This window comes from Actinocrinis sp. (assembly GCF_035938995.1).
Taxonomy (GTDB): domain Bacteria; phylum Actinomycetota; class Actinomycetes; order Streptomycetales; family Catenulisporaceae; genus DASZGI01.
In genome coordinates, this window is sequence record NZ_DASZGI010000147.1 from 36,046 (window position 1) to 49,883 (window position 13,838).

The 13,838-nt window shown below is 68.8% G+C and carries 10 protein-coding genes; 6 read left to right on the top strand and 4 right to left on the bottom strand.

The annotated features are described in order from the left end of the window. Positions 1–143: 143 nt before the first annotated feature. Positions 144–1,076 (bottom strand): MBL fold metallo-hydrolase, encoded by a 933-nt coding sequence (locus VGZ32_RS10290; RefSeq protein ID WP_326885685.1) that lies wholly within the window; start codon positions 1,074–1,076, stop codon positions 144–146. Between the two features lie 200 nt (positions 1,077–1,276). On the opposite strand from VGZ32_RS10290, the gene VGZ32_RS10295 reads away from it, so the two are divergent. Both VGZ32_RS10295 and VGZ32_RS10300 read left to right on the top strand, forming a co-directional pair. Continuing rightward, positions 1,277–2,599 (top strand): FAD/NAD(P)-binding oxidoreductase, encoded by a 1,323-nt coding sequence (locus tag VGZ32_RS10295; RefSeq protein WP_326885686.1) that lies wholly within the window; start codon positions 1,277–1,279, stop codon positions 2,597–2,599. A 187-nt stretch (positions 2,600–2,786) separates the two neighbouring features. Further along, a complete protein-coding gene (locus tag VGZ32_RS10300) occupies positions 2,787–3,842 on the top strand; it encodes an RICIN domain-containing protein (RefSeq protein ID WP_326885687.1) in 1,056 nt (351 codons plus the stop codon). 75 nt (positions 3,843–3,917) lie between these two features. On the opposite strand, the gene VGZ32_RS10305 is transcribed toward VGZ32_RS10300, so the two are convergent. The 3 genes from VGZ32_RS10305 to VGZ32_RS29050 all read right to left on the bottom strand — a co-directional run bounded on the left by VGZ32_RS10305 (position 3,918) and on the right by VGZ32_RS29050 (position 7,228). Continuing rightward, the gene (locus VGZ32_RS10305; protein ID WP_326885688.1) at positions 3,918–4,229 is read right to left on the bottom strand and encodes a hypothetical protein; all 312 of its coding nucleotides are present in this window, start codon (positions 4,227–4,229) and stop codon (positions 3,918–3,920) included. Positions 4,230–4,471: 242 nt separating this feature from the next. Further along, the gene (locus VGZ32_RS10310; protein WP_326885689.1) at positions 4,472–6,850 is read right to left on the bottom strand and encodes a ricin-type beta-trefoil lectin domain protein; all 2,379 of its coding nucleotides are present in this window, start codon (positions 6,848–6,850) and stop codon (positions 4,472–4,474) included. 90 nt (positions 6,851–6,940) lie between these two features. Further along, entirely contained in the window at positions 6,941–7,228 is a 288-nt protein-coding gene (locus VGZ32_RS29050; RefSeq protein ID WP_414642529.1) for a ricin-type beta-trefoil lectin domain protein, read from the bottom strand. A gap of 730 nt (positions 7,229–7,958) precedes the next feature. On the opposite strand from VGZ32_RS29050, the gene VGZ32_RS10315 reads away from it, so the two are divergent. The 4 genes from VGZ32_RS10315 (at position 7,959) to VGZ32_RS10330 (ending at position 13,788) form a co-directional block, all read left to right on the top strand. Beyond that, complete coding sequence (locus VGZ32_RS10315; RefSeq protein WP_326885690.1) at positions 7,959–9,755, top strand: glycosyl hydrolase family 18 protein; 1,797 nt, start codon at positions 7,959–7,961, stop codon at positions 9,753–9,755. A 167-nt stretch (positions 9,756–9,922) separates the two neighbouring features. Beyond that, entirely contained in the window at positions 9,923–11,155 is a 1,233-nt protein-coding gene (locus tag VGZ32_RS10320; protein WP_326885691.1) for a chitinase, read from the top strand. 199 nt (positions 11,156–11,354) lie between these two features. Then, the gene (locus VGZ32_RS10325) at positions 11,355–11,996 is read left to right on the top strand and encodes a TetR/AcrR family transcriptional regulator (protein ID WP_326885692.1); all 642 of its coding nucleotides are present in this window, start codon (positions 11,355–11,357) and stop codon (positions 11,994–11,996) included. 211 nt (positions 11,997–12,207) lie between these two features. Beyond that, positions 12,208–13,788, top strand: a complete 1,581-nt coding sequence (locus VGZ32_RS10330) for a cellulase family glycosylhydrolase (RefSeq protein ID WP_326885693.1) — start codon at positions 12,208–12,210, stop codon at positions 13,786–13,788. The last annotated feature ends 50 nt before the right edge of the window (positions 13,789–13,838 follow it).

Here is a 13,838-nt window from a genome sequence, read left to right on the forward strand (position 1 = left end):
TTCCAACCCCTTTAAAGCAGCGATACGTCGCAGACCACGGCGATACGGGCGCGGATTCGCCCCCGCCGCCGGCCGCTCGAGCCATAACGCAGGCTGCCAAGCCGGTCAGGAGCTGCGGTTGAGCTGGCTTCAAGGGCGGCGGCTCACGCGTGGCAGACCGGGAGCCCGCCGTGGAACTGGACCATCTCGCCGAAGACCAGCGCCATGTCCAGCCGGTCGCCGGGGGCCGCCCCGTCCAGCTCGGCGTAGGCGCGGCGCAGGTTCGGCACCAGCCGCTCGGGGTCGCGCCAGTCCGCGTATGCGCCGAGGTCCGCGGTGCGGGCCAGATCGAGCGGGCCGACCCCGGCGGCGTGGCCCTCGGCGGCGAGCCGCTGCACCCAGCGCAGGTAGCCTTCGACGGCGTCGAGCAGCTCCGGCCCGCCCACCGGGCCGTGGCCGGGGACGACCACGGCCGGTCCGAGCTCGCGCAGCCTGCTGATGGTCTCGAGCGAGCCGGATACCGAGCCCATGGGCACGAACGGGGTCGCCCCCGCCATGATCAGGTCGCCGGCGAAGAGCACGCGCCGGTCCGGGATCCACACCACCGCGTCGTTGGTGGTGTGCGCCGGGCCGGAGTGCAGCAGCTGCGCCTCGATGTCGCCGACGTGCAGGGTGAGCCGGTCGCGGAAGGTCAGCGTGGGCAGGGCGAGCGAGATCGCGCCCCACTGCACCGCAGGCCACAGGCCGGTCAGCTGGAGCCCCGCCTCGGCCATCTCGGTGCGGCACAGTTCGTGCGCCACGACGACGGCTTCGGGGGCGAAGAGGTAGTTACCGAAGCAGTGGTCGCCGTGGAAGTGGGTGTTGACCACGATCCGCGGCGGCGCCGGGCACAAGCGTGCGGCGGCCTGCTTCAGGCCCAGCGCGCGGGTCTCGGTGGCGGCGGTGTCGACGAGCGCGCATTCGCCGCCTGAGACGATGATGCCGGCATTGTTGAGGCACCAGCCGCCGTCCGGTTGCACGTAAGCGAAGACCGCGTCGGCGACCTCTTCGACGCGCCCCAGCGCCTGGACGGCGGGGGCCAGTTCCTCGATCGTCACGTGCTGTGCTCCTCACCGGTGGCGACGGGTTCGGCCGAGTCTGGCCGGGTCCGCTCGAGCCGTGCTCGACGATGTGGATCAGCGCTGGATGATCGCGCCTTCGAGTCGTGTGCGCTCCCCTGAGATTCCAGGAGTTCTCCGCAGCCTAATGCGACGGTCGGGATGGGATCGGCAGCCCGTACGGCGCGAGGAGAGCCCTTATGACCATTACCGCCCTTCGGAGGTCGTATTCACCTTCACCGGTCGCGATCACCGAGTCACCGGTCGCGGCGCGGGCCTCGCGCGGGGCGATCGTCGTCGTGGGCGGTGGGCACGCCGGGCTGCAGACGGCTGCGTCGCTGCGGGCCTCGGGGTTCCACGGGCCGCTGGTGCTGGTCGCCGGTGAGGGCGTCGCCCCTTATGCCCGACCGCCGTTGTCCCGCCATTTCCTGTCCGGTGTGGTCGAGCCCGCCGATCTCGCCCTGCGCGGCGACAACTTCTACACCGCCAGCGGCATCTACCTGGTCCTCGGTGACCCGGCGATCCGGATCGACCGGAAGAACCGGTATGTCGAGCTGGCGTCCAGCCGGCGCCTGCCCTATCACCAGCTCGTGCTCGCTCTGGGCGCACGGCCCCGGCCGCTGCGCGTTTCCGGGGCGCACCTGTCGGGGGTGCTGACGCTGCGGACGCTGGCCGAGGCCCGGGCGCTGCGCAGCTGGCTCGCGCGCAGCTCGCGGGTGGTGGTCGCGGGGGCGGGTTTCATCGGGCTCGAAGTCGCCGCGGCGGCGCGCGGCCTCGGCTGCGAGGTGACGGTCGTCGAGTCGCGCCGGAACGTGATGGCGCGGGCGCTCACCGGTCAGACGTCCGAGCACGTGGCGGAGGTCCACCGGCGCAACGGAGTCAGGCTGCTGCTCGGACACACCGTCACCGCCATCCACGGGGACAGCTCGGGGCGGGTGCGGGAGGTCGTGTCGAGCGACGGGGGCCGCCACGCCGCGGATCTGGTCGTCGCCGGCATCGGCGTCCTGCCGGAAACCGGTCTGGCCTCCGCGGCGGGGCTGCCGTTGGACGACGGGATCGTGGTCGACGAGTACATGCGGACCGCCGACCCGTCGATCTATGCGGTCGGCGACTGCGCCCGGTACCCCAGCATCCACACCGGCGCGCCCGCGAGACTCGAGTCGGTGCAGAACGCGGTGGAGACGGGAAAGGTGGCCGCCGCGAACCTGCTCGGCCACCACCGCCCGATGACCGCGGTGTCCCGCCGGTCCGTCGAGCAGTACACGCAGCGGATCCAGATCGCAGGGGTAAGCGACGGTCACGACGCGGTGGCCACCATCGGAGATCCGGACGGCGACTCCTTCTCGGTGTTCTGCTTCCGGCGGGGGCGGCTGGCCGCGGTCGAGTCGGTCAACCGGCCGGACGACCACGCGCTGGCGTACCGGCTGCTGGCGGCGGGGCAGCCGATACGCCTAGAGGATGTGCGTAGCCCCGGATTCGAGCCGCGCCGCCTCCTCGAGCGGGCGCTCCAGGCGGCCGCCTAGGGGGTGGGGCGTGAGCGGCGGGGACCGCCTTCCCCGCCGCTCGATTCGCACCCGTCGCCGTGCCAAACACCGACATCGGCGCTGTAGTGGATTCGCCCCACAGGCCGGTGTCCCGCGATCGTCCGACATGACCGCGGCGGCCGGGTACGCGACGATGCAACGTATGAAGGCTTTTCGAGATCAGTGTATGAGGGGATTGCGACGTTTCACCGCCCGCGCCGCCGGACTGACCGCGGCGCTCGGTCTCGCGCTCGGCGGCACCGTCCTGTTCGGCGCCTCCCCCGCGCAGGCGCTCGGACCCGGGGAGGTCTGCGCCTTCATGGAGCCGGACGGCGGCACCGTGCTGGGCAACAACTTCGGCCACATCGGCTGGGGCTTCCTGGTGGCCGGCAGCAGCTCGTGGATCTACGGCGCGACCGAGAACCCGAACGGCGCCTACCAGATCAACGCGCCGGGCTTCAACGGTGCCTGGAAGGCGCAGGGCAGCTGGACCGACATGATCGACGACTTCACGTTCCAGTACGACTACCCGTCGCACGACATGAACTCACAGAGCAACTCGCCGTATCCAGCGCATCCGTACACCGAGTACAAGTGCGAACTCACCTCGGGGAGCGCCGTAGGCGCCGCGATCACCGCCGCCACCAACAACATCAGCGCGGGCTACACGGGTCTGGGCAACAATTGCCTCGACGCCACGTACAGGGTGCTGAACACCTATGGCGCGCCGAACCTGCCGTGGCCGTCGACCCATCCCCGGCCTTATCAGGACTGGTACCAGTCGCTCGACTCCAGCGCCTGGGACATCAGCGGGAAGCTCGGCGAGACCTGGATCAACGGCGGATCGGGCCAGATGCTCGACGTGAGCGGGCCGAGCACCGCGGACGGCGCGCTCGTGCATCAGTGGACGTACACCGGCGCGGACAACCAGTGGTGGTTCCGGCCCTGGCAGGCGGACGGCTACACGCGCCTGTTCAGCCGCTACAGCGGAAAGTGCCTCGGGATTTCCGGCGGCAGCACGGCAGCCGGCGCCAAGGCGGTGCAGTGGAGCTGCAACGGCAATCCGGACCAGACCTGGTACTTCCAGTGGACCGGCGCGAGCACGGCGGACGGCTGGCCGATCTACAACATCGTGAACTACAACTCCGGCCAGTGCCTGGGCATCTGGCAGGGCAGCACAGCCGTCGGCGCGCAGGCCATCCAATGGCCCTGCAACGGCAACCCGGACCAGGAGTGGCACTGACGATTCGGCGCAGGGACCGCGGCAGGGGCGGCGACGCAGGTGAGGAGTGCGTCGCCGCCCCTGCGGCCCCCCGCTCTAACCGCCGACCGTGCTGACGGTCTCGGCGGTGAGCGCCCCCGCGGTTCGGTCCACCCGGCTGCGGCGAGCCGGATCCTGCACGGTGTCCAGGAACACGGTGTCCAGGAAGCCGTGCTTGGCGCCGTAAGCGCGCACACGAGCAGAAGCCGGCCCAGGCAGCGTCAGCGCGCGGGCGACCGCGGTGGGCGACGGGAACGCCGCGGCCGTGGGGACCGCAGCGGCCGTCGCAGGGAGCGCCGCGGCCGCGAGCAGCCCGGTGTGGCGGCCCGGGCGATCAGTCGGCCGACGACGCCATTGCAGAAGGAGCATGGCAAAGCCTCGTGCGATCGGAGTCGAACTGAAAACGGTGCGAAATCTCACCGCTGCGCTGCCCCCAGCACGAAGCGGCGTTCATACATGTGAAATGCCATTACGTGAATGAACGTGCGCCCACGATAAGCCGCTCCACGGGTTGCGTCAATGCCGCGGGCGTCAGTCCCGCGGGACAAGGTGAGCGGCGGGCCGGGGATTCCGGCCCGCCGCGTCAGGAAACGAATTCGCTTGTCAGGCTTCTACGGCAGGGTCCATTTCTGATTCGATCCGCCGTTGCAGGTCCAGATTTCGAGCTGGGTGCCGTCGGTCGTGGAGAAGGCGGGGTCGTCAAGGCACTTGCCGCTTTGGGCGCTGACCAGGGCGCCGTTGGACGCCGTCCACTGCTGGTTGGCGCCGCCGTTGCAGGTCCATAGCTCGACCAGGGTGCCGTTCGCGGTGCCTTGGCCGGTCACGTCCATGCACTTTCCGTTGATCTGAAGCGTTCCGTTGTTCAGCGTCCAGGTTTGCCCGGCGCTGCTGTTACAGGTCCACAGATCCACTTTGCCACCGTTCGTGCTCGAATTCTGATAGTCGTCGACGCACTTGCCGGTGATTCCGGAGGTGATGGGACCGCTGGTCGTGCCGCCACCGGAGCCGGGGACGATCGAGAGGTTGTCGAACTGGTCGGTCTGGTAGCCCACGACGCCGATGCCGACCTGGCCGCTCTGATACGAGGCATCGGTGACGGAGCCGACCGGCCTGCCGTCGATCTCGCCGCTGATCGTCGAGCCCTGCAGGCTGAACGCGAGGGTGTGCCAGCTGTTCGTGCCCAGCGCGGTCGTCGTGCCGCTGGCGAGGGTGGTCAGGGTGCCGGAGGTGGTGCTCTTGACGATCGACCAGGCGCCGGTGTTCGAGACGCGGAACAGATACGCGTTCTGATGCGACTGCGGGCGCGACTGGGAGTTGGCCCGCCCGTACAGCTCCACCGTGCCGGCCTGCTCGAGGTTCACATCGGAGCTGACCGTGTAGTTGGACCAGCTTGTGTCGCCGAGCAGCGCGAACGCGTCGGAGTCGCCCTGCCACTCGACCGGCTTGACCGGGGCCAGTTGCTGGACGCATTGTCCTGCTCGGCCGGCGCAGGGTTCGACCTCGTACGCACCCTGCATGTCGGACAGGTAGGCGGCCTCTGTGCCGGTGGCGTCCTGATCGAAGCCGTCGGTGTAAGGCAGCGCGAGTGTCCTGCTGGCCGGGGAGGTCGCAGTGCCCTTGCCCTGGCCGGTGGTGGTTGTGACGGTGTACACGTAGCCGGGTTGCAGGGTCAGCGTGTAGGTGCCGCCGCTTGGGGTGACGTCCTGCGCGTGGACGAAGTCCGTGGCCGCGTTCGGCGAGTTCACGTTCGTAGACCAGATGTGGACCGCGCCGGTGGACAGGCCGCCGCGCACACTGAAGGTCACCGTCTGCGCGGCGGTGGCGGTGGTCGTCTCAAGGATCGTCGAGTAATCCGTGCCGTTCGGCGACTTGAGGCTGACGTAGCTTCCGTTGGTGCGGTTGCCGCCAAGGTATCCGGAAGCGGAGTTGATGAATGTCCAGCCGGGTGCGGTGAACTGGGTGACCTGCGCGGTCGCCCACAGGCTGGTGCCCGCGCTGTACCAGCCGGACCACGGCTGGCTCGCGGTCATCAGGCCGACCGTGTTGTATGGCAGGTTCGGGTAGATCGCGGCGATCAACGGCCAGTTGATATACGCGGTCATCTGCGCGTCGAGGTAGCCGCGGGTGATCGAGCGGATCAGCGCCGGAGCGCCGGAATCCTGGTCCTGCGACCCGTTCTCGCTCGCCCACAGCGGCTTTCCGAGCCCTTCGGCGGTCGAAGAGCCGGTGCAGCTGGTCGCGCTGCCGCCGTCGCCGCCGCACGGGTAGTGCACGCCGAAGATGGAGACTGCCGAGTTGAACGACGGGTCGGTCGCCGCGTCGTCGGCGGCGACCCAGGGGGTGCTGTCGTCCGCGACGATCTGCACGCTCGAGTTGCCGTTGGAGTTGAGGGCGGAGCGCAGTTGCTCGTACCAGGGCTTGTTGTAGCCACGCTCGTTCCAGCCGCCGAGGTAGCTGACCGGTACGCCGTCGGCCTTCGCGCAACCGAGCCAGGAGTTCAGGTAGTTGATGGTGCTGGTCGTCCAGAAGGTGCTGCCGACCCAGCCGGGCGCGGCCCACGCCAGACCGTAGAACTTGATGTTCGGGTTGCGCGCCTTGGCCTGCTGCATGAGCCAGAACTCGTAGCCGACCGAGCAGTCGACGGTGCCCTGGGTGTGCTCGATGGAGGGTTCGGCGCCGTCGGTGGAGTTCGCGTCGCCGCCGATCTCCACCTTCAGGATCTGCAGATCCGCGCCGTATCCGGGCTTGAACAGATAATCAAGGATCTGTGACTGTTGGGCCGCGGGGTAGTCGCGCAGCAGCCGCGAGTTCCCTCCGCCGCCGCTGATCGCGCCGATGCCGTCGAAGGTGCGCCCGCCCTGGGTTCCGTCGATGGTGATGGCGGTACTCACGGCGGGGGCGGGCTGCGCGCCCCACGATGCGGTCGCCGCGCCCGCCGTCGCCAGTGCCGAGGCGAGCACGATCACCGCCGTTCTGCTCCGAATATGCACGGATAAGTCTCCTTGTAGGTGAGGAGGGGGTCTCCTCTAGGCGAGGAGGGGAACGGCCGGGCCCCTTGGCGGGCATGGGCTCCGGCCGGGTCAGGGCCGAGATCGGTGGCTAGGGCACGGTCCGCCCCGGGTTCGCGCCACCGTTCCCGGTCCGGATCTCCAGCTGGTTGCCAGAAGCAGTGGAGAAGGGTCGTCGAGACAGAGCCCTGATTGAGCGCTGACCGGCTCGCCGTTCGCGGACCGCATCCAGCGCTGGTTTTCGCCGGCATTGCACGACCACGACTCGATCTTCATGCCGGGGGCGGTGTTCTGACCGGTCACGTCGAGGCACGCGCCGCCGACGTGCCCGGCGGCGAGGCGTCGGCGACGGCCGATCATGCGGTTCCAGCCGCGGTGAGCGCGGCGAGGGCCGCGTCGATGACGAGCGCTTTTCTCACGGTTCCTCCACGAGGGCCTCGAAGGCCACGAGTGCGCGGGGAGATCGCTGCGCTGTGCCGGTCTCAAGTGTTCGGAAATTGCAAGTTTCTGAGAGTGTTTGTTGAATCATGGGCGTGATAACGTTGTCGCATCGCTCAAGAAAGCACGCGGGGTGCGCCGCGTCAACCAGGCGGCGGCGCGGAAATCCCGACCTCTCCCTTGGGCCGGCATCGATACTGGCACCCGTGACCGATCCGTTACCCGACGGGCGCTTGACGGCAGCGGTGGTCTAGTCCATTTTGAATCTCGGTGCCGAACACTGTGGTCAGAGGCTGGCGCACACCCACGTCACAGCGTCGATCTCCCACCCCACCGTTCGGCACGGTTACCCAATAGGCGAAGAGGCGTCGGCGCACGCCCCATCCCGGCCCTGGCGTTCAGGGGGCGGGGAGCGTGTCAGGCCGAGCCGCATCAGCGGTCACGGGTCGCGCCGGTGTGGCGTGATTTCGTGCCGCGACGTTCCGCCTGATCTGCCCTCTGCAAGCACGTTCCCCCCTTCAGCGCCCTCGGGCCGGGGCAGGCGAGGTCACGCCGTGCCCGGAACCCCGCGGGGCGGCATCGTCCTGACCTGTCGGCGCCTCAACGCAAACGCGGACAACTGACGGAGCAAGAGGGGCGAAAGGACCTGCGAATGCTCAGGCAGAGATCCCGCAGCGCCGCGTTCGGCGCGCTGACCGGTGTTGCAGCGGGCGCGGTGGTCGCGGCGACCGTGCTGGTGTCGGGGGCGGCGCAGGCGTCGCCCGCGGCGAAGGCGGCGGTGTCGTCCGGCGGCATTTCGGTGGCCTACTACGACCAGTGGTCGATCTACCAGAACGCCTTCTACCTCAAGGACCTGGTCTCCTCCGGGGAGATCAACCACATCAGCTACCTCGTCTACGACTTCGAGAACATCAACCCGACCAGCTTCCAGTGCTTCGAGGCGGAGCACGGGGTCGACCAGGACCCGGCCGGCGAGACCGACCCCAACGCCGGGGACGGCGCCGGGGACGTGGACGCCGACTACGGCACGCCGTTCTCCGCGGCCAACGCGGTCAACGGCACGGCGGACGTCTCCGGCCAGCTGGCCGGCAACTTCCACCAGCTGCAAGAGCTCAAGGCGGCCTATCCGAACCTGAAGATCCTGCTGTCGCTCGGCGGATGGACCTACTCGAAGTACTTCTCCGACGCGGCCGCCTCGGCGACTTCGAGGACGAACTTCGTCTCCTCGTGCGTCAACATGTTCCTCAAGGGCAACCTGCCGCCAGACGCCGACTACGGGGTCACCCCGGCGGCCGGCGCGATCGCGGGCCTGTTCGACGGCTTCGACATCGACTGGGAGTACCCCGGCTCGTCCGGCGGGCACGTCGGCAACCACACCTCCCCCGCCGACACCGCGAACTACACGGCGCTGCTGGCCGAGTTCCGCAGCGAACTCAACACGCTGCAGCAGAGCACCGGGCACACCTACTACCTGAGCGCGGCGCTGCCGTCCGGCGAGGACAAGATCGGCCTGGTGCAGACCAACCAGATCGCCCAGTACCTCACCTTCGGCGACCTGATGAGCTACGACATGCACGTGGCCTGGAACCCGACCGGCCCGTCCAACGGACCGACCAACTTCCAGAACCCGATCTTCACCGACCCCGGCGACCCGTCGTCCGCGGTCGCGCCCGGCAGCGAGAAATACTCGATCTCGAACGCGGTCGACGACTGGGTCAACGGCTCCCCCGCCTACAACATCCCGGGCGGGTTCCCCGCGAGCAAGCTGACGATGGGAATCCCGTTCTACTACCGGGGCTGGACGGGCGTGGCGAACGCCGGTGTCAACGGCCTGTTCCAACCGGCGTCCGGGGCGGCGACCGGGGCGGCGGATTCCGGCAACGTCCCCGGCATCCACATGTACAAGGAACTCGCCGGGGTGGTCGACAATCCGGCCGACACCTTCTACGACCCGGTCGCCGAAGCAGCCTACTTCTATGACGGCAGCAACTGGTGGACCGGAGAGTCCGCGCAGTCCATCCAGGCCGACATCGACTACATGCACTGCCAAGGCATGGGCGGGGTCATGATGTTCAGCCTGTACGACCTCGATCCGTCGAACCCGGTGCTGTTCAACGACGTCGCCAACAGCCTCGGTACCGCGCCGAGCTCGTGCACGACGCCCAGCCCGAGCGCGAGCCCGACGACGAGCCCCACCTCTTCGCCGTCGACCTCGCCGAGCCCGAGCACGTCGCCTTCGCAGAGCCCGTCGACCAGCCCCAGTCCCAGCCCCAGCTCGACCGGCGGCGGGACCTGCTCCCCGGCGTGGAACGCGAACACGTCCTACGTCCCGGGCGACCTCGTCTCGTACAACGGCGTGAACTACACCTCCGAATGGTGGTCGACCGGCGTGACTCCGGGGTCGGCGATCGCCTGGAACATCTGGAAGTCGGACGGTGCATGCACCTGACGACCAGCTGACTCCCGCGCGCCGCAGACGCCTCAACCTCGGGCGTCCGCGGCGCGCGGTCACCATCGTCAGCCGCCGCTGAACCCCGCTAGCGGACGGACCGTGTCCACCCCCACCACTCGTCGCCGGCATAGCCGACCGACGAACCATTGAGAGAAGAAAAACCGATGAAAGTACTGTCTATGCGCGGCAGAGCGCGCTGGATAGCCGCCGGATCCGCAGCGCTCGTCGCCACCGGCGGCATGGTGCTCACCACGGTCGTCGCGGCAGCGCCCGCGAACGCCGCCGTGATACAGGTCGCGCCGTACGTGGACATGTCCAACAACCAGGAGCCGATGCTCAACTCCGCGGCGACGCAGGCCGGCCTGCACAACTACACGGCCGCGTTCGTCATCGGCTCGGGCTGCACCCCGATCTGGGGCGACACGCTGCCGGTGACCAACGACCCGACGATGGACCAGGAGATCGCCACCGCCCGCTCGGACGGCGCGACCCCGATCGTGTCCTTCGGCGGCTCCGGCGGCAGCGAGCTGGCGCTGACCTGTACCACGGCCTCCAGCCTCCAGGCCGCGTACCAGTCGGTGATCAGCCACTTCGGGGTCAACCACATCGACTTCGACATCGAAGGCGCGACGCTCGACTACACGAGCAACAACAACGTGCGCTTCCAGGCGATCAACGGCCTCGAGGCAGCCAACCCCGGCCTGGTGGTGTCGGCGACGCTGCCGGTGCTGCCGACCGGTCTGGCCTCGGACGGCGTGGCGTTCCTGAACCTGGCCAAGCAGGACGGCACCCGCATCGACCTGATCAACGTCATGGCGATGGACTACGGGTCCTCCTTCACCGGCGACATGGGCCAGGAAGCGATCCAGGCCGCGCAGAGCACGCTGAGCCAGGCGCGCGCGGACTGGCCGGGTGACAGCTACGCCAACATCGGGGTCACCCCGATGATCGGGCAGAACGACAACTCCGCCGAGGTGTTCAGCGAAGCCAACGCCCAAACCCTGGTCAGCTGGGCCAGCAGCAACGGCATCGGCCGGCTGGCCTTCTGGTCGGTCGACCGCGACCAGCCCTGCGGCGGGTCGGCCAACGGCCTGCCCTCCTGCTCCGAGATCGGCCAGTCGCCGCTGGACTTCACCAAGATCTTCCTCGGCGGAGGCGGCAACGGCCCGGGCCCGTCGCCGAGCACCAGCCCGTCGCACTCCCCCTCCCCGTCGCCGTCGCCGACCGGTGGCACCGGCGGAAGCTGCTACCCGGCGTGGAGCGTGAACACGTCCTACGTCCCGGGTAACAACGTCTCGTACAACGGCGAGAACTACACCTCGCTCTACTGGTCCACCGGCGTGACTCCGGGCTCTGCGATCGCCTGGAACATCTGGAAGCCGGTCGGCTCCTGCTGACGACCGACTCGGATGAGTACCGCCGCATAAGCACTGCCGGATAAGCAGTGCGGGGTGGGTCGCCGTCCTCCTCCACGGCGGCCCACCCCTTCTCGCCTCTCAAAAGGGTCCGTATCTCAGAAGGCGCCCCACCGGTATGGCGGCTAGCCTGAAGCAGCTACCCGACGAGCGGTGTCCTGGCGGAAGGGTGCGGGTGAGCATGGTTGAGGCGGCGCCGAGGTACCGGCGGGTTCGGTCCCGGCTGCCGGCGGCCCAGCGCCGACGGCAGATCATGGCGGCGACCTGCGAGCTGATCGCCGAACGCGGCTTCTGGGGCCTGTCCATGCAGGACGTCGCAGACCAGTGCGGGCTGACCGTCCCCGGTCTGCTGCACTACGTCGGCTCCAAGGCCGGGCTGCTCGTCGCCGTGCTCGAGCACCGCGACGTCGAGGACGCCCAGTCGCTGCGCGCAGAGCTCGGCGTCGGCGAGGACGAGGTGCCGGACGAGTGGTCGGCCGGCGGCCCGAAGGACGTCGACCTGCGACAGCTGTGCGCCGCGACGATGCGCCGCAACGCTCAGCAGCCTGAGATCGTGCGGCTGTTCGCCGTGTTGGAGGCCGAGTCGCTGAGCCCCAGCCATCCGGCGCACGACTACTTCGCGGCGCGCCAGGCGCGAGTGGTCTCGTCGTTCTCCGCGCTCGCCACGGAGCTGACCGACCGTCCGGAGGTCCTCGCCCGGCAGATCGTGGCGATGATGGACGGCCTGCAGGTGCAATGGCTGCGCGCTCCGGAGACCATGGATCTCGTCGAGGCGTGGGAGGCGGCCGCCGAAATGCTCTTCGGCCCGCGGCAGACAGCGTGACGGGCTCGTTCTCGACGCGCCGTCAGGGCTCCGGGAACTCGGACTGATCAGACCTCTTGTCGGCTGATCCGACGTCGGGTACTTTGCGAACTCAGGCACTACCTAGTACCTAGTAGGTAGTGACAAGCAGATGCCCGGCCCCGACATCGGCGACTCGGCTGGCCGTGGGAGAAAGCTCATTCCCTCTCCTCACGCAGAGACGAGACCGACGATGCACCGCAACGCCCCGGGACAGACCCCTCATCAGCATCCTGACCGCCACCGTCGCCGCAGCTGGCGCGCGGCGACCGCGGTCGCGGCAGCCGCGGCCCTGACCATAGCCACGGCGTGGGCGGTCGTCGGCACGGCGTCGGCGGCGACGAACGTCCCCGGCACGATCGTCGGCCAGCAGAGCGGCCGATGTGTCGACGCGCAGAGCGCCGGCACCGCGAACGGCACGGTCGTCCAGATCTACGACTGCAACGGCACCGTCGCGCAGCAGTGGCAGGTGCGTTCGGACGGGTCCATCCTCAACCCCAACTCCGGCCGGTGCGTCGACGTGCAAGGCGCCGGCACGGCGAACGGCACCCGCGTGCAGCTCTATGACTGCAACGGCACCGGCGCGCAGCGGTGGACGATCAATCCCAACGGCGACATCACCAATCCCAACTCGGGCAAGTGCCTCGACGCGAACGGCAGCGCGAACAGCTCCTACCTGCAGATCTGGGACTGCGACGAGACCGCCAACCAGCACTGGACGGTCAACGGCGGCACCGGCCCGACCGGCAGCCCCAGCGGCCCCGGCGGCGGCTTCTGGTCGCAGGTCCACGCCGGCTGGAACCTGGGCAACTCCTTCGACGCGACCTGCGGCGAGACCTGCTGGGGCAACCCGGCGACGACGAAGCCGATGATCGACCTGATCGCGACCAAGTTCAATTACCTGCGCATCCCGGTGACCTGGTACGACCACATGACCAGCGGGGCGCCGAACTACACGGTCGACCCCGCCTTCTTCGCCCGGCTCAAGCAGGTCGTGGACTGGGCCATCAGCGACAACATGTTCGTGGACATCAACGTCCACCACGACGGCGGCGGCGACAGCTGGCTGATTCCGAGCTACGAGGCCATGGGCACGACCGAGCCGGAGTTCATCGCGCTGTGGACGCAGATCGCGAACTACTTCAACGGCGAAGGGAACCACCTGCTGTTCGAGGCGATGAACGAGCCCCAGGACGCCAACGGCGGCAACCGCTACGGCGGCGGCACCTCGGACAACTGGGGACCGATCAACACCCTGAATCAGGACTTCGTCAACGTCGTACGCGGGGCCGGCGGCAACGACGCCACCCGCTGGCTGATCGTGACGCCGTACGGCGCGAACGCGCAGACCGGCGCGGACAACCTCACGGTGCCCGCAGGCGCGAACATCGCGGTGTCGCTGCACACGTACAACCCGTGGGCCTTCTGCTCCACCACTGCCCCGGACTACCTGACCTGGGACGGCTCGATGAACTACCTGCCCGACGGCGACATCGACAACGCCAACCGGCTGTTCACCAGCCGCGGCATCCAGGTGATCTGGACGGAGTACGGCGCCACCGTCAAGCCGTACAACGGCGGCGACAACTCGGGCGAGGTCGCCAACTTCGAGTCGCACATCACCTCGTACGCCGCGCAGTACGGACAGAAGACCGTGGTGTGGGACAACGGCTACACCGGCGTCGGCGACGACCAGTTCGGCCTGATGAACCGCAACGCGGTGCAGTGGCAGCGGCCGAACATCGTCGACGCGATCCAGGCCGCGGCCGGCTGACACGCCGGCCACTCGCAACCAGGGCGCGCGAACTCGGCGCGCCCTGGGTC

What these genes read in the sequence shown, in the direction of transcription:
- VGZ32_RS10295 (WP_326885686.1), top strand. Translation starts at nt 1,277, where the DNA reads ATGACCATTACCGCCCTTCGGAGGTCGTATTCACCTTCACCGGTCGCG.
- VGZ32_RS10300 (WP_326885687.1), top strand. Translation starts at nt 2,787, where the DNA reads ATGAGGGGATTGCGACGTTTCACCGCCCGCGCCGCCGGACTGACCGCG.
- VGZ32_RS10305 (WP_326885688.1), bottom strand. Translation starts at nt 4,229, where the DNA reads ATGCTCCTTCTGCAATGGCGTCGTCGGCCGACTGATCGCCCGGGCCGC.
- VGZ32_RS29050 (WP_414642529.1), bottom strand. Translation starts at nt 7,228, where the DNA reads ATGATCGGCCGTCGCCGACGCCTCGCCGCCGGGCACGTCGGCGGCGCG.
- VGZ32_RS10315 (WP_326885690.1), top strand. Translation starts at nt 7,959, where the DNA reads ATGCTCAGGCAGAGATCCCGCAGCGCCGCGTTCGGCGCGCTGACCGGT.
- VGZ32_RS10320 (WP_326885691.1), top strand. Translation starts at nt 9,923, where the DNA reads ATGAAAGTACTGTCTATGCGCGGCAGAGCGCGCTGGATAGCCGCCGGA.
- VGZ32_RS10325 (WP_326885692.1), top strand. Translation starts at nt 11,355, where the DNA reads ATGGTTGAGGCGGCGCCGAGGTACCGGCGGGTTCGGTCCCGGCTGCCG.
- VGZ32_RS10330 (WP_326885693.1), top strand. Translation starts at nt 12,208, where the DNA reads ATGCACCGCAACGCCCCGGGACAGACCCCTCATCAGCATCCTGACCGC.